General features: G+C 58.8%; 19 protein-coding genes. 8 read left to right on the top strand and 11 right to left on the bottom strand.

Annotated elements, in window-relative coordinates; all coding sequences use genetic code 11:
• Positions 1-3 precede the first annotated feature (3 nt).
• The 3 genes from NW816_RS09050 to NW816_RS09040 form a co-directional block, all read right to left on the bottom strand.
• Positions 4-315, bottom strand: coding sequence for a hypothetical protein (locus NW816_RS09050; RefSeq protein ID WP_414399467.1), 312 nt, complete (start codon positions 313-315; stop codon positions 4-6).
• Between the two features lie 153 nt (positions 316-468).
• Positions 469-756 carry a hypothetical protein gene (locus NW816_RS09045; protein WP_414384205.1) on the bottom strand — a complete coding sequence of 96 codons (288 nt, stop codon included), beginning with the start codon at positions 754-756 and terminating at the stop codon, positions 469-471.
• Positions 757-886: 130 nt separating this feature from the next.
• A complete protein-coding gene (locus NW816_RS09040) occupies positions 887-1207 on the bottom strand; it encodes a hypothetical protein (RefSeq protein WP_414408930.1) in 321 nt (106 codons plus the stop codon).
• A 129-nt stretch (positions 1208-1336) separates the two neighbouring features.
• Between NW816_RS09040 and NW816_RS09035 the strand changes: the two genes are divergently transcribed.
• Positions 1337-2467, top strand: coding sequence for a geranylgeranyl reductase family protein (locus NW816_RS09035; RefSeq protein WP_414408929.1), 1131 nt, complete (start codon positions 1337-1339; stop codon positions 2465-2467).
• Here NW816_RS09035 and NW816_RS09030 read toward each other — a convergent pair.
• From NW816_RS09030 to NW816_RS09020, 3 genes are all read right to left on the bottom strand, one after another.
• Positions 2464-2868: an ATP-binding protein gene (locus NW816_RS09030; RefSeq protein WP_414408928.1), complete on the bottom strand. Its 405-nt coding sequence runs from the start codon at positions 2866-2868 to the stop codon at positions 2464-2466. The two genes, NW816_RS09035 and NW816_RS09030, sit on opposite strands and share 4 nt — an antisense overlap.
• A 198-nt stretch (positions 2869-3066) precedes the next feature.
• Positions 3067-3894 carry an OmpA family protein gene (locus tag NW816_RS09025; protein ID WP_414408927.1) on the bottom strand — a complete coding sequence of 276 codons (828 nt, stop codon included), beginning with the start codon at positions 3892-3894 and terminating at the stop codon, positions 3067-3069.
• Positions 3895-4045: 151 nt separating this feature from the next.
• Positions 4046-4705, bottom strand: a complete 660-nt coding sequence (locus NW816_RS09020; RefSeq protein ID WP_414408926.1) for a LexA family transcriptional regulator — start codon at positions 4703-4705, stop codon at positions 4046-4048.
• 366 nt (positions 4706-5071) lie between these two features.
• Between NW816_RS09020 and NW816_RS09015 the strand changes: the two genes are divergently transcribed.
• The 6 genes from NW816_RS09015 to NW816_RS08990 all read left to right on the top strand — a co-directional run bounded on the left by NW816_RS09015 (position 5072) and on the right by NW816_RS08990 (position 8555).
• A complete protein-coding gene (locus NW816_RS09015; protein ID WP_414374113.1) occupies positions 5072-5314 on the top strand; it encodes a hypothetical protein in 243 nt (80 codons plus the stop codon).
• 106 nt (positions 5315-5420) lie between these two features.
• The gene (ndhC, locus tag NW816_RS09010; protein ID WP_414331498.1) at positions 5421-5783 is read left to right on the top strand and encodes a photosynthetic/respiratory NAD(P)H-quinone oxidoreductase subunit C; all 363 of its coding nucleotides are present in this window, start codon (positions 5421-5423) and stop codon (positions 5781-5783) included.
• A complete protein-coding gene (locus NW816_RS09005) occupies positions 5774-6514 on the top strand; it encodes an NADH dehydrogenase subunit K (RefSeq protein WP_414408925.1) in 741 nt (246 codons plus the stop codon). Before ndhC ends, NW816_RS09005 begins: the two co-directional genes overlap by 10 nt.
• 1 nt (position 6515) lies before the next feature.
• Positions 6516-7067, top strand: a complete 552-nt coding sequence (locus NW816_RS09000) for an NAD(P)H-quinone oxidoreductase subunit J (protein ID WP_414408924.1) — start codon at positions 6516-6518, stop codon at positions 7065-7067.
• Between the two features lie 47 nt (positions 7068-7114).
• On the top strand, positions 7115-7288 hold the full coding sequence (locus tag NW816_RS08995) for a hypothetical protein (RefSeq protein WP_414344869.1): 174 nt from the start codon (positions 7115-7117) through the stop codon (positions 7286-7288).
• 7 nt (positions 7289-7295) lie between these two features.
• Positions 7296-8555 carry a class I SAM-dependent methyltransferase gene (locus NW816_RS08990; protein ID WP_414408923.1) on the top strand — a complete coding sequence of 420 codons (1260 nt, stop codon included), beginning with the start codon at positions 7296-7298 and terminating at the stop codon, positions 8553-8555.
• A 35-nt stretch (positions 8556-8590) separates the two neighbouring features.
• Here the strand turns inward: NW816_RS08990 and NW816_RS08985 are convergent, their stop codons facing one another.
• A complete protein-coding gene (locus NW816_RS08985) occupies positions 8591-9460 on the bottom strand; it encodes a hypothetical protein (RefSeq protein WP_414358116.1) in 870 nt (289 codons plus the stop codon).
• Positions 9461-9843: 383 nt separating this feature from the next.
• Between NW816_RS08985 and NW816_RS08980 the strand changes: the two genes are divergently transcribed.
• A complete protein-coding gene (locus tag NW816_RS08980) occupies positions 9844-11346 on the top strand; it encodes a glycoside hydrolase family 3 protein (RefSeq protein ID WP_414408922.1) in 1503 nt (500 codons plus the stop codon).
• A gap of 35 nt (positions 11347-11381) precedes the next feature.
• On the opposite strand, the gene fabD is transcribed toward NW816_RS08980, so the two are convergent.
• The 4 genes from fabD to hmpF form a co-directional block, all read right to left on the bottom strand.
• Complete coding sequence (gene fabD / locus NW816_RS08975) at positions 11382-12248, bottom strand: ACP S-malonyltransferase (RefSeq protein WP_414408921.1); 867 nt, start codon at positions 12246-12248, stop codon at positions 11382-11384.
• 4 nt (positions 12249-12252) lie between these two features.
• Positions 12253-13260: a beta-ketoacyl-ACP synthase III gene (locus NW816_RS08970; protein ID WP_414408920.1), complete on the bottom strand. Its 1008-nt coding sequence runs from the start codon at positions 13258-13260 to the stop codon at positions 12253-12255.
• Positions 13260-14357 (bottom strand): phosphate acyltransferase PlsX, encoded by a 1098-nt coding sequence (plsX, locus tag NW816_RS08965; RefSeq protein WP_414357597.1) that lies wholly within the window; start codon positions 14355-14357, stop codon positions 13260-13262. The genes NW816_RS08970 and plsX overlap by 1 nt, the downstream gene beginning before the upstream one ends.
• Positions 14358-14717: 360 nt before the next feature.
• Positions 14718-16448: a pilus motility taxis protein HmpF gene (hmpF, locus tag NW816_RS08960; protein ID WP_414408919.1), complete on the bottom strand. Its 1731-nt coding sequence runs from the start codon at positions 16446-16448 to the stop codon at positions 14718-14720.
• Positions 16449-16584 lie beyond the last annotated feature (136 nt).

The following is a 16584-nucleotide window of genomic DNA, read 5'->3' as shown; positions in this document are numbered from 1 at the left end:
TTGTCAATCCAAATAGGCACTCAACTCCTGCTCCAGTGTGGGCAGTTGCACCTCTCCCTGCTCCAGCTCTTCCAAGTCTTCCAGTTGTTTGCGCAGGCGGGCAATCCGCTCTTGCAGGCACTCCTTGATGCCTTTGGCCCCCAAACTGAGACAACTGCGGCAGACTTCCCCGTAGATTTGCCCGCGGTCGTTGTAGACCACCGCCAGCAACACTTGGTGCCCTTTTTTCTGGATGGGGTTGGCCCATCCCCCGCAGATAATGCAGGGCACTCGGCCATTGCCCGCGTAAATGCTGCGTTCCCAAACAATTCTCACGCTCAGCCTCGATGCGACTTGTTGCCCACCAGCATAAAAACCCACGGGGATCCCTTGCCACCCCAAGATCCTTAAGATCCTCAATGGATCGCCGGCTCCCTTTTTTCTTCCTGAGAGAGGTTGGGGGTGAGAGCTAAAAAGGGATCCCGGCGGCTAGGTGCTGGGCCGGGCAGGTTGGGAGCGGTCGATGGTGCGATAGGTAAGGCTGGCAGCCACCTCCAGAGCTTTGGCGGCGTCGCGGAAATAAAACCCCAGCTCCTCATCCTTCTCCGTGCGGTTGGGCTTGTTGAACTTGGCCTTAAACTGCACGTTGCAATACATGGCCAACCCCACCAGAACCTCTGAGAGGCCGTGCTGGTTGATCAGCCGTTCCACATCCGTAAGCAGGCTTTTGATCAGGGCATCGGCTACCGGTTCTGGCAAACTGTCCAGGTCGTGCATGGGGGTTCCTCAACCAACGAGAGCAAACAAGCCAATGGGTCTGGAAAATCGAGATGGATCTGGGATCCCGAAGGCAACCTCCCCTGATTTTCCTGCATCTTTTCCAGAATGCCCAATGCTCCTGCTAACGCTACCACCACTGCCGCAGCCAGCCCCACAGGCCCGGATACCGAATGGAGCGCTCCTGGGCCGCTTGCTCCAGATGATGGGCGTGGTCTTGGATGCCGGGATGCCGCAGACGATTTAGGCGAATCAAATAGGCGTAGCGGCGGATTTGTTCTCGCAACTGCTCTGGGGGAAGGGCAAAGCACGCTGGGCAAAGGGGGCCGAGATCCAACCCCTTATCGTTGAATAGGTGACGAACTCGCTTCCCGCCCGCAAAACGCTTTCCGCAGGCGGCACAGTAGCAAGTTGAGGGCTGGCTGGCAAGCCGCTGCCATCGAATTCGCATCGTCTTCTGTCTAGCCGGCTGCTGTGAAGGGATCCCTTGTAACCGTCATTCGTAGACCCAATATAATTCTTTTGGGCAGTTCTTCTGGTAACCAGAACCCCGGTCAAGGGGGCTTGCAGATCGAAAACCATGCCGCAACTTTACGACTGTGTCATCGTCGGGGCTGGCCCCGCCGGCGGATCTGCTGCCTACCATCTGGCCAAGCGGGGACGCTCAGTGCTGGTTCTGGAAAAGGATCCCTTGCCCCGCTACAAACCCTGTGGGGGGGGAGTTTCTCCTATGGTGGCGGCTTGGTTTGACTTCGACTTTGGCCCCGCCATTTCCCTCAAGATCCGGCAAATCCGCTACACCTGGCGTGGTGGCGATCCGGTGGTGGTCGATTTGGATTTAAAAGAGCCCGTTTGGATGGTGCGGCGGGATATTTTCGACCACTACTTGATTCAGCAGGCGCAAAAGCAAGGGGCTGCGCTCCAGGCAGAATGCCCTGTCTCTGGCCTCGAGTGGCAAAGCGACCGCTGGCAAGTGATGACAACCGCCGGCCCGGTCTGGGGTCGGTACGTGATCGGGGCCGATGGGGCAAAAGGCTCAATGGCCAAGTGGCTGGGCTTTCAGGAACGCCGCCGTCGCTTGGCTGCCGCCTTGGAAGCAGAAGTGCCTCTCCTGCAGCCGCAAACTGCAGCCGCCCATTTTGACTTCGGTGCCGTGAGCAATGGCTACATTTGGAACTTCCCCAAGGCTGATGGCTACTCGATTGGAGCCGGCACCTTTCGGGGTGGAGAAAAACAAAACCTGCGGGAAATTGCCGCCCAATATGCCCAAAGCTTTGGCGTAGACTTGAAGTCGGTCAAGCCGTTTGGCCATCCCATCTGCCTCTGGGACGAAGATCAACCGCTTCACACCCAAAATGCCCTCTTGGTGGGAGATGCCGCCTGCGTTATCGATCCGTTTACCGCCGAAGGGATCCGCCCTTCCCTTCTCACCGGCATGTTGGCGGCCCAGGCCATCGATCAAGCCCTGGGTGGGGATACAGAAGCTCTGGAGAACTACTCCGCCCGCGTCCAGCAGGAATGGGGCTCCGAGATGCGTTGGGCCAAGCGGATTGCGGCGTTGTTCTATCGCTTTCCGGGCGTGGGCTATAGGGTGGGCGTTAAGCAACCGGGAGCCACTCGGCGCATGGGCCAGATCCTGGCCGGTGAACTGCGCTACAGCGATGTAGCCAGCTCGGCCATTCGCAAGTTAAGCGGCGGCTTGCTCGCCTAGGCCCGGCACCGACAGACTCGAACAGGATCGTCGAAGCGCTTGCCGATCACCAGGCAGTTGCGACCATCGGCCTGGCGGGTGTAGCTCAAGTGGGTAGAGAGAGCTTTCATCAGCAAAATACCCCGTCCCCCCTCGGATTCAAGATTGGCGTTGGGCGATGTGGGATCCGACACGTTCCGGGCAAATCCCTCCAGATCAAACTCCTGACCCCGATCCCAGATGCGCAACTCCAACCCCTGCGGCATCAGCAGCAGCTCAATGTCGATGGGCGTACTTTCCGGCAGAGCGCGGTGGGCGTGGCGAACGGCGTTGGTAAACCCCTCTGCCAAGGCCAACTGACATTCCGCCCAAATGGGATCCGGGATGCCGGCATTGCGAAAGGCTTCAAACCACGTCAACACCTCCCCGAGAGCATCCAGGGTTGTGTCAACCCTCAGCGCAAATGTCTGCCTCTCGCCCGAAGGGATCCCTGCTGCGTTCAAAACCGAACCCCAACGATAAGGATTTAACCTGCACCCATCAATCCTGGCCGGATTGACCCTACCAGATTCTAGACCAGAGCCCTGCTGGGACGTGTCATCCCCCATTTGGGGGGGTAGCTAGGGAGCGATGACCAAATCCACGCGGCGGTTCCGCTGCCGTCCGGCTTCTGTGTCGTTATCGGCCACCGGCAAGGTGGGGCCAAAGCCAGAGGTTGTCCAACTGATGGGATGGCCTTCCGGCAACAGTTTTATCAAATAGTCCTTAACCGCATTGGCGCGGCGCAGGGAAAGAGCCAAGTTGTAGTTTAAGGGCCCGATGTTATCGGTGTGGCCGTTGACTTGAACGCGAGCGCCGGGCATGGCCTCCAAGGATTTTGCCACCTGGGCCAACAGCGCCGCTGCTTCAGGTCGAATCTCGGCTTTGTCAAAATCGAACAGCAAATCGCCCGGCAGGCTGATGGTTTGGGTTCCCACCTGAAAAGAGGTCGGCGTTTTGGTCGGGGCTGGGGTGCTTTCTTCTCCTGGGACGATCTCGGCAGCAGTGGAAGATTCCCTGATAGGCTCAGGGCCTGTTTGAGAACGCAGCCGTTGCAGCCGCGACTCCAATTCCTCAATTCTGATCAAGAGCTGGATCACCTGCTGGCGGATTTCCCGGATCTCCCCTTCCAGATCCGTGGGGCTCTCGTGATTTTCCTCTGGATCTGCATTTGGATCTGCATTGGCTGTTGGGCTTGCCACCGGAAGATTGGTCTGGGGTGGAGCCAAGGTGGGCAGGATCGGTGGTGTGGGAGAAACGGGTTGAGTGGGAGAGATGTTGGTCTCCGGCTGGGGCTGAGGCTGAGCCTGCTGGGGAAGCACCATCCCAACCCAGATCCCGCTGCTGACCAAGAGGATCCCACTCAGGAAATGGAGAGCAACTGTTGAGCGTTGGGAGGAACGAGGCATCGCTGGCAAACCTTCGGCTGGGTGGGCGCAGGTAAGGAGCGGGAACTCCTCTCAACTCAACCCTTAAAACCAATCCTAACCGGCGACCCAATCTCGCCAAGGGGATTCTCGGTCGGTCAAGCTGCCACTTTCCGCCATCTGCTGCCAGAGGCTAATCAAAACTGATGCGACCTCGATAACGTCCTATGAGGGTTAAGCCGTTGATGGGATCCGCCAAATCCGCCACAAAGGGGGGAAAGCGGGGGTTGTCGCTGATCACCTTCACCTGGGATCCGGGCAGGCGCTGCAGTCGTTTGACCAACAGATCCCCATCCATCTGAAAGACGTAAATGCCTTCACAGCTTAGATCCCCGCCCTCTTGCCGTTCCACAAAGATCCAGTCGCCATCCTCCAACGTGGGAGACATGCTATCCCCCTGCACCCGAATCAGACTTAGATCGGCAGGGTTTCCCTTCAAGTGCGTCCGCAGCCAGTTTCGCTCAAAAGCAATCACCGATTCGATCGATTCTTCCCGCACCAACGCCCCCGCTCCGGCAGAGGCGGCCACATCGACAAAAGGCACATACACATACTCTGCTTTCGAGTCGGGATGCAACTGCGGGGATCCCTCCCCTGTAATCAGCCAATTGAGGTTGACCTGGCCCACTTGGGCAATTTTCACGGCCTTATCAATGCCGGGCACGGATCCCTTCAGGTAGCTGCGCAAGGCAGTATCGCTAATTCCGGCCCGTCGCCCAAACGCATAAACGGCTTCATCGCCGATCACCTGTCGTAAGCGGTCTGCAAAAGAAGAACCAGAGGAGATGGACATCGGCTTAACGCTACAGGTTGTGTATAGGCAGATTTTTCACCACTATATCTTGACAAGTCAACAACTGGTGAAGGGCCAACGGCAGCCAGCCAACTTGGGAGTCATCTCCAAGCTGAGCGGCTCAAACGGCAGAATGGGACTCGCGCTTAATGTTGCTGGTAGGCTGGCCGTGGAATCCTACTGGCGCTACCGTGGTTTTGAGTTGTGCTCACAGCGGGCAAGAACCGAGTCGGCATGGCTCACCCTCACAAAAGGCGCACGTGGGATCTTCCCAAGTGCTGCTGAGATGATTGGCATTGGGTAGCCAAAAAGTTCGGTTCTCATATTGCCTCTAGGTCTCCTTCAAGCTGCTCTACCTCAATCCCCATGACTTCCTCTGACTTTAAGCGCTGGCTGGATAACTTCCTGATTGCTGTTGTCTTTCTGGTGTTCGCCGGGTTTGTCTGGTTTGTCTTTTCCGTAACGGGAGCTTTTGTCGGGATCCCACTGGGGTACAAGCTTTGGATGCGGCTCTGGCTGCCTTTGTTTCAGCCAGCTTTGGGGATCCTGATAGCCGGGGCGGTGGTGAGCGGAGTATGGGGTTGGCTGGAGAAACGCCGCTCCCAATAATCGTGATCATCACCAGAACTGAAGATCCGGTGGCGCAGGGGAGCCACAGACTGGCTCTATACTGGAAACGTATCTAAATGTTGAGCAACTGAGGCGGTCTGGCGTCGTGTTTGTTCTGTCCGGCTACGAGTATTTGCTGGTTTTCCTGATCCTCTGCTCTCTGCTGCCGGTTTTGGCTCTGGGGGCTTCTGCACTCTTGGCGCCAAAGCGGCGGGGATCCCTGCGGCGCAGCACTTACGAGTCGGGCATGGAGCCGTTTGGGCAAGCCTGGATCCAGTTCAACATTCGCTACTACATGTTCGCGCTGGTCTTCGTCATTTTCGATGTAGAGACTGTGTTCCTCTATCCCTGGGCAGTGGCGTTCCACCGCTTGGGGCTGTTGGCCTTTGTGGAGGCCCTGATTTTCATCGCCATCCTTGTGGTGGGTCTTGTGTACGCCTGGAGAAAAGGAGCATTGGAATGGTCATGACGTCTGAGAAATCGCAAGTCTTGTTTCCGGGGGCTGCCCCCCAGGTGACTACCGACCTCTCCAACAACGTCGTTCTGACGACGGTGAACGACCTGTACAACTGGGCTAAGATGTCCAGCCTCTGGCCGCTGCTCTACGGCACCGCCTGCTGCTTCATCGAGTTTGCTGCCATGCTGGGATCCCGCTTTGACTTCGACCGGTTTGGCCTGTTGCCTCGTTCTTCGCCACGCACCGCTGATTTGATCATCACGGCGGGCACGGTCACCATGAAGATGGCTCCGGCGTTGGTCAAGCTCTACCAGCAAATGGCTGAGCCGAAGTACGTGATTGCCATGGGGGCTTGCACCATCAGCGGTGGCATGTTCAGCTCCGATTCCTACACGGCAGTGCGGGGGGTGGACAAGCTGATCCCGGTGGATGTGTACATTCCTGGCTGCCCCCCTCGTCCAGAGGCGATCATGGATGCCATTGTCAAGCTGCGCAAGAAGATCGCTGCAGAAGACATGCGGGAGCGGGGCCGTCTGCAACAAACCCACCGCTACTACACGGTCAAGCATAACCTTAAGCCTGTGCCGGAGATCATCACCGGCAAGTATCTGGAGAGCGAGACCCGCCAAGCTCCTCCGCCGGAACTGGCTGCTGCCATCGGCCTGCCGGTGCCCCCGGCTTTGCAAACTGCCGACTTTAAGCAGGCGGAACAGCAGCTCAAAGCCTTGCGAGGAGGGATGTGAGATGGCAGAGGAAAATGCCCGAGAAAAGCAAGCGCCGCCAGCGGTAGGCGAGCAGTCGGAACCCTTGGTGACGTTGGAGCGGGGCCCGGTTTCCCAGTTTCTGGCCGACAACGGCTTCGAGCACCAGTATTTGGGGAGAGACGCAGCGGGGGTAGAGCTGTTGGAGGTGGAGCGGGACTTTCTTCTGCCCCTGTGTACCGCCCTCTATGCCTACGGCTTTAACTACCTGGAGTGCCAGTGCGGGTATGACCTGGGGGCAGGGCAGCCACTGGTCAGCCTTTACCACCTGATCCAGCTGTCAGACGGGGCGGATCGCCCTCGGGAGGTGCGGCTCCAGGTAAAGTTGCCTCGCCACGATCCACGGCTGCCTTCCGTATACTGGATTTGGAAGTCGGCGGATTGGCAGGAACGGGAAACCTACGACATGTACGGCATTGTTTTCGAGGGACACCCGAACCTGAAGCGGATTTTAATGCCGGAAGACTGGATAGGTTGGCCCCTGCGCAAGGACTACATCACGCCTGACTTCTATGAGCTGCAGGATGCCTACTGATTGGGGATCCCTGACCTGGTGAGCAGCGTTGAACAGGATGGGTTGAGATGTGGCCTTTTTTGCTCTTGGCAATCTACGCAGGAGGAGTTTGGTACTCGGCCCGCAAGGCGGATCGCATCTATTCGGGCTCCGGGAAGTGGGTGGTATCGGCCCTCTGGCCTGTGTTGTTGGTCTCGAACCGTCAGTTTCGCCAAAATTGGCGTCGTCCCCTGAACAAGTAAGTTTGAGTTGAGTAAGTCTGGATCCCTGGAATCCTCACCTGTGATCGCTCCTGAGCAACACCTACGCGACCCGAGTCTTTCTCTATCGACACCTCAGGCCACGCAGAAGTTGCGGGAGTTGATTGTCAGCCGCATTCGCGCTCAGGGACCGGTGACCTTTGCCCAGTTTATGGAGTGGGCTCTCTACGAGCCAGGGTTGGGCTATTACGAGCAGGGATCCCCGATTGGCCCCGACTACCTCACCTCTCCCCACCTGGCGGCGGACTTTGCCCAACTGTTGGCAGAGCAGATCCTTCAGTTCTGGCACATTTTGGGATCCCCCTCTGCCTTCACGGTCATCGAGATGGGGGCAGGCAGCGGTCGCTTGGCCCAGGATTGGCTGACCTACGTGCGCTCTGCTAACCCCCCTTTTTGGCAGGCACTGGAATATGGGATCCTGGAGCGTTCTGCCCATCTGCGGCAGCTCCAGCAGGAGCGGTTGGCCCCTTTTGGGGAGAAGGTGCGCTGGTTGGATTGGGACGGGATCCCGGATAACTCAGTTACAGGCTGCTTTTTCTCCAATGAGCTGGTGGATGCTTTTCCGGTGCATCGGGTGCAGGTACAGGATGGGGCTTTGCGGGAAATCTATGTCGATTGCAGCGAGGCTGCAGAAGCCGACTTCCGGGAAGTGCTGGGGGATCTGTCCACCCCTGAGCTAAGAGAGTACTTCGCCCGTCTGGGGATCCCTGTAGAAACCTATCCGTCGGGCTACCAAACCGAGGTGAACCTAAAAGCCTTGGAGTGGCTGCAGCTCCTGGCCCGTAAGCTGCGGCGAGGCTACGTGCTCACCATCGATTATGGCCACACCGCCCAGCGCTACTACAGCCCCCACCGCGCCCAAGGTACGCTCCTGGCCTATCGACAGCACGGCAGCTACACGGATCCCTATGTTCGGGTGGGATCCCAGGATCTCACCGCTCATGTGGACTTTACCACCCTAGAGCAGGTGGGAGAATCTCTGGGGCTAAAATGTCTGGGGTTCACCCGGCAAAGCAGCTTTTTGGTCAACCTGGGATTGACCGAGCGGCTGGCCGCCCTTAGCCAAATGGGGAACCCGGTTGATGGCGAAGCTGTGGATGTGGGCCAGGTTTTGCGGCGGCGACATGCTCTTCACGCGCTGCTGGATCCCATGGGGTTGGGGGGCTTTGGGGTATTGGTGCAGGCCAAGGGCTTGATCCCCTCAGAACACGCTCACCCTCTGCGGGGCTTTGGCGAGCCAGAGCTGTGAACCGTTTCGGTGCTATTGGGATGGGATGTCTGCCCCTACCGGCTACCGTTGCCTTCCATCGATGCCAGTTCTGCCATTGCTCTGGCGCTATCTTCCAGGTTGTCGATTCGCTCCTCGAGGGTTGCAAAGACTTCGTCATATTTGTCGGCCCATGCGACGCCGGCGGCAGTTTTGGTCATGCGGGCCGAGCCAAGAGATACGTCTGAAGATCCTTTCGCGGGCATAGGTGACCGTTTAATGGAGTTACTAGAGCCTGTTGACCGACAAGCCTGGGTTAAGCGGGCAATATCCTGCTTCAGGAGATTCTGTTTTGATTGGAGTTGTTCTACCTTGGCTATGCCCTCCTTAAGGGACTGAATGAGTTTCTGTTTCTTGGCTTGTAAATCTCCAATCGAGGCTTTCAGACTTTGCTCTTCTGCGCGTAACTGAGAAAGCCGTTCTTTTTGAGATTGGATCTGGGTCTCTATCTCCTCAAAATGGAGCTGAGCAGTTTGAGCTTGCGAATGAGCATTCTCATGAGTTTTGGCAGCAGCTTTTCCATTCTGCTGGACTTTTGCCCAATCTTCAAGGGCAGCACGCAGACTGGCCAACTCGTTTTGCAATTGCTGTAGGTCTGAAGGAGTGATTTCGTTTTGCTTCTGCTGATTTTTGAGGTGCTCTAGAAGCTGGATTTTGGCTTTGGCCTCGCTCCCAGATAGAGCAGAAGCCACATAGCCCGTCATCCCCGTGGCCAAACCTGCTGCTCCTGCCTGCCACAGGGATCCTCCCGCCCCAAGGCCGCCAATAGCCACCGTAACTCCAGCCAACGCGGGAAAGGCAGTTATCCAAAGCTGGCGGCAGGAGAAAGGCAACATCATCGACCCCAGGGTGGAAGAGGAGATTGTCTTGAAGATTGTTTTGACCATAGGTAATGTTTGGGTAGGTTTTCTCTCACTCACAACTCCTCTTTTTTTAAGGAGAAAGGGGAGCTAGAACCAACACAAAGAACAAAGAACGCCTTAGAGACAATTTTACTGCACTATTTCACTGCACTTCATCACTGCACTTCAAGATGACTCTGGTGTACTGCTGAGGTTACAGTTCTTTACGCCATCCCTCCAGTATGGCCACAACTACAAGTCAATCGCCACTCTAAACCTGCAAGAGTCACTTCAGGGTATGCTAGCCTCAGGCTCATCCTGACCGGCTTTCTTGGCAGCGACGCCCAAGGACATCTGCTTTGACATGCTCGATAGGACCCCGTCCCGCTGCCGCAGTGGATCCCAGGGCTTGGAGCCTTGAGGAGAAAGTGGGGCAACTGTTTCTGGTTTATTTTGAGGGAGCTGAGTTTTCCTCCGCTCTCGAGGAGATGATCCGGGACTACCACGTGGGCGGGCTGATCTTCTATTCGATTGCCGGCAACATTCAAACGTTGCCTCAGGTGGCCCAGCTCATTGCCGCGGCTCAGGCACAAGCCCTTGTCCCCCTGTGGATAGCCATTGATCAAGAGGGGGGGCCGGTGGTGCGCCTTACCGAGGGGGTGACGGTGTTCCCCAGCGCCATGGCAGTGGCAGCAGCGGGATCCCTGGCAAAGGCGGAAGCTATGGCCCGTGCGGTGGGAACGGAGCTGAAAAGTTTGGGGTTTAACCTCAACTTCGCCCCTGTTGTGGACGTGAACAGCAACCCCCACAACCCCATCATCGGCATCCGAGCCTTTGGGTCAGACCCGAAACAGGTGACAGATTACGGCCTCGCCCTGTGGCGCGGCTATCGGCAAGCCGGGATCCTCTGTACGCCCAAACATTTTCCCGGCCATGGGGACACCGATATGGATTCCCACCTGGGGTTGCCGCGGGTGGATCGCCCTCTGGAGGCGCTACAGACCACGGAATTGCGCCCGTTTCAGGCTTTGATCCGGGCAGGGGCAGAGGCGATGATGACGGCGCATGTGGTGATGCCGGCTCTGGGATCCGTGCGACCGGCAACGCTGGCCCCTGAGGTGGTGTCCGGCTGGCTGCGGCAGAGGCTGGGTTTCCAGGGTCTCGTCCTGACAGATTCCCTGACCATGGGGGCCATTGCCCGCACCTACGGCATTCCCGAAGCGGCAGAACTGGCCTTTAGGGCAGGGGCCGATGTGCTGCTGTTTGGGGCAGATCCCGGCTTTAGCCCGGCCATCCAAAAAGAAGCCTATGCCCATCTGCTGCGGGAGTTCCGTGCCGGTCGTTTGTCGGTTGAGCAGTTGGATCGGTCAGTGGAGCGAATTTTGACCTTGAAGCGGCGCTACGGATTGGGATCCCCCTGCCCCCCTTTCCCCCCTGCCAGCTTGGAAAACCACCGGGCACTGGCCCGCCAAATCGCCCAAGACAGCATCACCCTAGTACGGGGATCCCTGCCTCCCTTGGCCCCTGACCCGCTGCTTATCACCCCTGTACCTTTGTTGGGGGAGCTGCTGCAAAAAGCCTGTCCCGCTGCCCAAGTGTTCTCCATCCCTCTGGATCCCACCCCCGAACAGCAGCGGATTGCCCAAGAAGGGGCTCAAAGGGCTGCGCAGGTGCTGGTGGGATCCCTGGAGACGTGGCGGCATCCGGCGCAGAGGTTGCTGCTGGGATCCCTTCCGCCGGAAAAGGTGATTGGGTTGGCCTTGGGATCCCCCTACGACGCCTTTGCCCTGCCCCAGATCCCGGTCTATTTGGCCTGCTACGGCACTACCCCCGTCTCTCTACAGGCGTTGCTGCAGGTGTTGTTGGGACAGATCCCGGCCCAGGGTCGCTTGCCGGTTGGATCCCACCCGGAGGGATCCCGGTCGCGTTAGCGGGACAGAGCTCTTTCCCGTTAAAAACAGATCCACTAACTGCTGAGGCTGCTGACAGTGCGCCGCGCCAGGGCCGGCACCGTTCGCTTCACCAAGCCCGTCAGAACATTTCCGGGGCCGATTTCCCACACCTCTTGGATGCCGTCGGCAGCCATGTGCAGCACCGTCTCTCGCCAGCGGACAGGGGCAGTCATCTGGGCCAGCAGCGCCTGCTTAAGGGCTTGCGGATCCCGGCTGGCGGTGGCAGTGCAGTTGCTGTAGACGGGCACTCGCGGCGGCTGAAAGTCAACAGCGCGCAAGGTGTGGGCAAACTCCTCGGCAGCAGCCTGCATAAAGGGCGAGTGAAAGGCGCCACTTACCTTGAGGGGAACGGTGCGCTTGGCCTGCAACTGCTCACAGACGGCTTGCACCCCCTCCACTGAGCCGCTGATCACCACCTGATCCGGGCTGTTGTCGTTGGCAAGGGTGACATCGGGGATCATCTGGCACAGATGCTCTAGCTTGTCGCGGTCAAACCCCATCACCGCTGCCATGTGGCCTGGAGGATCCCCTGCAGCTTCCATCAGTTGGCCCCGCAGCGCCACCAGCCGCAGGCCGGTCTCGAAATCAAACACGCCGGCAGCATAGAGGGCGCTGTATTCGCCCAGACTGTGGCCGGCAGTGCAGGCAGGAGCCTGACCCTGGGCGTAGAGATAGTCTGTCAACAGGGCCGATACGGTGAACAAAGCCGGTTGTGTGTAGCCGGTCTGGTGGATCTGGTCTTCCGATAAATCTAGGGGATCCCATCCCAACATCTCACGGGCCAAAGCCAACTTCTGGGCTGCTCCCTGCCAGTTCCGCAAGTCCCTTCCCATGCCCACCGCTTGGGATCCCTGGCCGGGATAGATCCAGGCAACGGTCATCAATTCACTTCCCCCAACGAAACACAATCGCCCCCCAGGTGAGGCCGGCACCAAAGCCTGCCATTACCCCCAGATCGCCGGCGCCAAAGCGTCCCTGCTCGATCCAAGTGGCCAAGGCAATCGGCACCGAAGCGCCCGAGGTGTTGCCGTAATACTCTAGGACGCTGGCCACCCGCTGCGGATCCAGCTGCAGGCGCTTGGCTACCGCATCGAGAATGCGCTGGTTGGCCTGATGAATAAAATACCCCTGCACCGCCTCCGCCGGGATCCCGGCCCGGAAGAGAGCCTTCTCGATAACCTCCGGCACCGCCTGGACGGCGAACTTGTAGACCTCGCGGCCATTCATGGCGATGGGGCAGCAGCGGTATTGCCCCACCTGCAGGGATCCCACCAGGGGCTTGGCCTCTGTAGCCATGGACAAGCTGAGTAGCTCGCTGCCACTGCCATCGCTGCGCAGCTCAATGCTGAGGATCCCGCCGGTTTCCCCCGCCTCCAGAACCACTGCCCCAGCCCCATCTCCAAACAAGACACAGGTGGTGCGATCCGCCCAGTCCACCGTGCGGGAGAGCACATCCGCCGCCACCACCAAGGCCCGCCGGTACAGCCCGGTTTGCAAAAACTGCGCTGCCGTGGCCACTGCAAAGACAAAGCCCGTGCAGGCTGCCGTCAGATCAAAGGCCACCGCCCGCGTTGCTCCCAGAGCTGCCTGCACCTGAGGGGCCGAGCCAAACCGATCGACGCCGGTGGAAGTGGCCAGCAGGATCAAATCCAGATCTTGTGGCGGGATCCCAGCCCGATCCAGAGCAGCCTTCGCCGCTTGAGCCGCCAAGTCCACCAAACTCAGATGGGGGGGGAGAATGCGTCGTTGGCGGATACCGGTGCGGGGCCAAATCCATTCGTCAGAAGTTGCAACGATCTGGCTGAGGTCGTCGTTGCTCAAGCAGGGATCCGGCAGGGCAGCCCCCACCCCCACCAGCCGCACGGTCGGGAGGCCATTGCTGGGCATGGACACTACCCTTCCACGCAATCCAAGGGCCGCAGAGGCAGCACCTCTGATCGCGACAGCGGGACGGAGTCAGAGGCGGACTGTTCGCGACAGCGGGACGGAGTCCTTAAAGGCCGTTCAGAGCTGGGATTAGACTCGCGAGGATCGGCCATCTCCGCCTGCAGTCGCTGCAGGATTTTTTGCTCCGCCGCTTCTTTGGCCAAACGAATGGCATGGTAAACCATCGCCGCCTTGGAGCTGCCGTGGGTAATCACGCAGATGCCGTTGACTCCGAGCAGCAAAGCGCCGCCATACTCCACGTAGTCCATCCGCCGCTTCACCTGTTTTAGGTTGGGTCGGAGCAGCCAGCAGCCCAACTTGCCGCGCCAACCGCGGGGCAGCTCCTCCCGCAGCACCTGGGTGATCACCTGTCCGACGCTCTCGGCAAACTTGAGGAGGGCATTGCCCACAAAGCCGTCGCACACCACCACATCAAACTCCCCGGTCAGCACATCCCGCCCCTCGGCATTGCCGGCAAAATGGATCCCTGGCAATTGGGCCAGGCGCTGGTGGGTGGCCAGAGCCAAATCGTTTCCCTTGTTGGGCTCCTCGCCGATGTTGAGCAGGCCCACCCGCGGACGCTCGACCCCCAGTACACACTGGCAGTAGAGGGATCCCATACGGGCAAACTGCTCCAAAAAGCGGGGCCGGCAATCTACATTGGCTCCCACATCCAAAAGCAACACCGGCTTGCCTCTTAAAGTGGGCAGAAGAGCACCAATGGCCGGGCGATCGATCCCTGCCAGCCGGCCCAAATGAAGGTAGGCCGCAGCCATCGCTGCTCCGGTATTCCCGGCGGCCACCACAGCATCGGCTTGGTTGGAGCGCACCTGTTGCATTGAGACGTTGATGGAGGCTTTGGGCTTTTTGCGTACCATCAACGGCTCTTCCGCCATGCCCACATCGTCCTCGGCAGGCACGATGGTGATCCCAGCAGGCAAGGGCTGAGGCAAAAAGGGCTTGAGGGACTCTGGACGACCGACCAGCGCAATCCCGACCCGCAGATGCCGATGGGCCAGCAAGGCGCCCTTGATGATCTCTTCGGGAGCGTAGTCGCCCCCCATCGCATCAACCGCAATTCGCACAAGCTGACCTCACACTGGAATATCCTCGGCAACTGCAAGTCAAGCGTCAGGGAAAGCGCAGCGACCTCTGCAGTCCCCCTGCCGGAAAATTGGGAGCCTTAATGGCTGCAGGATGCTACCGAATTGTACCAAAAAACTGGATCTAAAGCCCCGCCCTACCGCTACGCAGTTCCTCGTAAGTGCTGTCGTAGAACCAGAAACCAGAATCCTTGCCCTCTAGAGCGGGGGGTATGTCAACAGATTTGTTTTCCTCAATCAAGGCCGTAGGTTCCGCACCGAGCCCGAAGGGATCCGTTTGCGCTGCTTCTTCCCCACCCTGCATAGGAAACGTGGACTTCCTCACGCCTGCGCGAGGGTAGCCAAGAGAGAGTGTACCTGCTGGACGTGGTCGCGTGCGGTGGAGTTTCTGGCCTGGTGTTGGCCCAGCTCCGTCTCCAACTGCGCCAATTCTCCTGCCAACGCTGCCCACCGATCCCGCTCTGGATAGAGGGTGGCCTGCAGGTGATTGAGGCGACCCCAGGTTTCTGCCATGGCCTGGGCGCGGGCCCGCAGGGATCCCTCCTCTTGCTCCAGGTGTTGCCACTGCTGCTCCAACTCTTGCCGTTGGCGGGCAAGCTGCTCTTGTTGAGAAGGTAAAGAAGAATCCAATTGTTGGATGAGGCTTTGCAAGCGACCTTTTTCTTGAAGGAGATCCTGTTTTTGGCTGCCGATCTGATCCAGAATCGGGCCAATATCGACCAAGGTAGGGGCGGCAGCGGCCTGCCCTTGAAGCTGGCTGAGGCGGGCCTCTTGGCGGGTCAACTCTTCGTATTCCCGCTGTAGGTTTTTCTCCTGAGGCAGCAGAGCTTCTTCGAGGGCGCTGCAAGCAGACTGAGCGTAGTCAATATCCATTTCGATATCGAACCGCTCTTCGGGAGAGGCAGTGGCCAAACGCTCTTGCAGCTCCCGTAGGGCTTGGCGATTTTGCTCCAGCTCGGCCCGCTGCTGGCTAACTTGGGCCGCCCGCTGCTCGTAATCCCGGCGCAGTTGGCTGACCAAAGCCGCCAGCTCCTCGACCGAGATCGCCGGCTCCCCAGCCCTGCCGTTGCTGCTGCCATCGACGATAAAGTCATATTCCTGCACCAGACGAGAGGCTTTCTGGTATAGGCTCTCTTGAGATTGCAGCTGCTGGAGAATCCTCTGCAGGTGCTCTTGATGGGCTCGCAGGGATCCCTGCCGAGTTTGCCATTCTGCTTGGCTGTGCTCCAGGGATTGTCGGGATCCCCACCAAGCGGCGCGGCGTTCTTGCCAAGCGCGGTAGTCCCGATCCAGCTCGTCTTGCCGGATCTGGGCCTGCTGACGTTCTGCTTCCAGTTGGGCAATCTGTTGATTCAAGTGCTCCTGCTGCTGCTGAATGTGGCTTTTCAAGCTCTGCAGAAGCGCCAAGGGATCCCCAGCCGGATGTAGAGTCTCCTGGAGCTGCTGCACCAAAGCCTGTAGCTGCGCTGCTTCTGCTTCCCCCAATCGGCTGGAGCGAGCTTCTTGCAATTGAGCTTCCAACTCTTGCCGCTGTCGATTCAGAGCTTCCCGCTGTTCTCCGATCAGCCGCTGTTGTTCGGCCAAGTAAGCTTGCTGGGCTGCCAGCTCCTCTTTGAGGCTGTCCAGGAGTTTGCGATCTTCCTCTACGGCTTTGTATTGCTCGTACAGCCGCTGCACCTCTTCTTCTTGGGCTGCCAGATCCATCTCGCGGCGTTTAAGCTCATGGGCCTGAAAGGTGAGGGACTGTTTCCAAACCTCGATCTCCTCTTCCTGGCTGCGGGCTTTGAGCTGAAGTTGGCTGAAGTTTTGCAGGTAAGTCACCAGTTGGCGAGCAGCTTCGCTGATGCGGGCGACCTGACGGCTGCCGGAGATTTCCGCCAGCACCAGCGACCCATCCTTGAAACGCCCGGCCTCCTGGGCAATGCGGCCTTCCAGGGTAATCGATTCTTCGTTCACGGCCACCCAGGTATTGTCCTGCTGCTGCTTGGCCAGCAATTGTAGAGACGACTTAGCAAACCCAATCGGCTTGGATAGCTCTGCCAGGTACAGCACGCCTGAACTCCTTCAAAACAGCATGGACAACGCCAATCCCAAACCCTAACCCCACCGAGCCCTCGCCCCTGGCTGGGGAACAATGAACGGCTGCCGGAGTAGGGCTCCCCAAGGCGCAAAAGATGGCATCAGACTC

The sequence above is a fragment of the Synechococcus sp. W55.1 genome (genome assembly GCF_047461655.1).
Classification (GTDB): Bacteria; Cyanobacteriota; Cyanobacteriia; order Thermostichales; family Thermostichaceae; genus Thermostichus.
This window is presented reverse-complemented; position numbering and strand designations above follow the sequence as displayed.

Bases quoted from the DNA above. Each gene is read 5' to 3' on its own strand.
- NW816_RS09000 (WP_414408924.1), top strand. From the start codon at position 6,516: ATGGCAGAGGAAAATGCCCGAGAAAAGCAAGCGCCGCCAGCGGTAGGC.
- NW816_RS09045 (WP_414384205.1), bottom strand. From the start codon at position 756: ATGCACGACCTGGACAGTTTGCCAGAACCGGTAGCCGATGCCCTGATC.
- NW816_RS09015 (WP_414374113.1), top strand. From the start codon at position 5,072: ATGACTTCCTCTGACTTTAAGCGCTGGCTGGATAACTTCCTGATTGCT.
- plsX (WP_414357597.1), bottom strand. From the start codon at position 14,357: ATGGGGGGCGACTACGCTCCCGAAGAGATCATCAAGGGCGCCTTGCTG.
- NW816_RS08985 (WP_414358116.1), bottom strand. From the start codon at position 9,460: ATGGTCAAAACAATCTTCAAGACAATCTCCTCTTCCACCCTGGGGTCG.
- NW816_RS09040 (WP_414408930.1), bottom strand. From the start codon at position 1,207: ATGCGAATTCGATGGCAGCGGCTTGCCAGCCAGCCCTCAACTTGCTAC.
- NW816_RS09005 (WP_414408925.1), top strand. From the start codon at position 5,774: ATGGTCATGACGTCTGAGAAATCGCAAGTCTTGTTTCCGGGGGCTGCC.
- fabD (WP_414408921.1), bottom strand. From the start codon at position 12,248: ATGACCGTTGCCTGGATCTATCCCGGCCAGGGATCCCAAGCGGTGGGC.
- NW816_RS09025 (WP_414408927.1), bottom strand. From the start codon at position 3,894: ATGCCTCGTTCCTCCCAACGCTCAACAGTTGCTCTCCATTTCCTGAGT.
- NW816_RS09020 (WP_414408926.1), bottom strand. From the start codon at position 4,705: ATGTCCATCTCCTCTGGTTCTTCTTTTGCAGACCGCTTACGACAGGTG.
- NW816_RS08995 (WP_414344869.1), top strand. From the start codon at position 7,115: ATGTGGCCTTTTTTGCTCTTGGCAATCTACGCAGGAGGAGTTTGGTAC.
- NW816_RS09035 (WP_414408929.1), top strand. From the start codon at position 1,337: ATGCCGCAACTTTACGACTGTGTCATCGTCGGGGCTGGCCCCGCCGGC.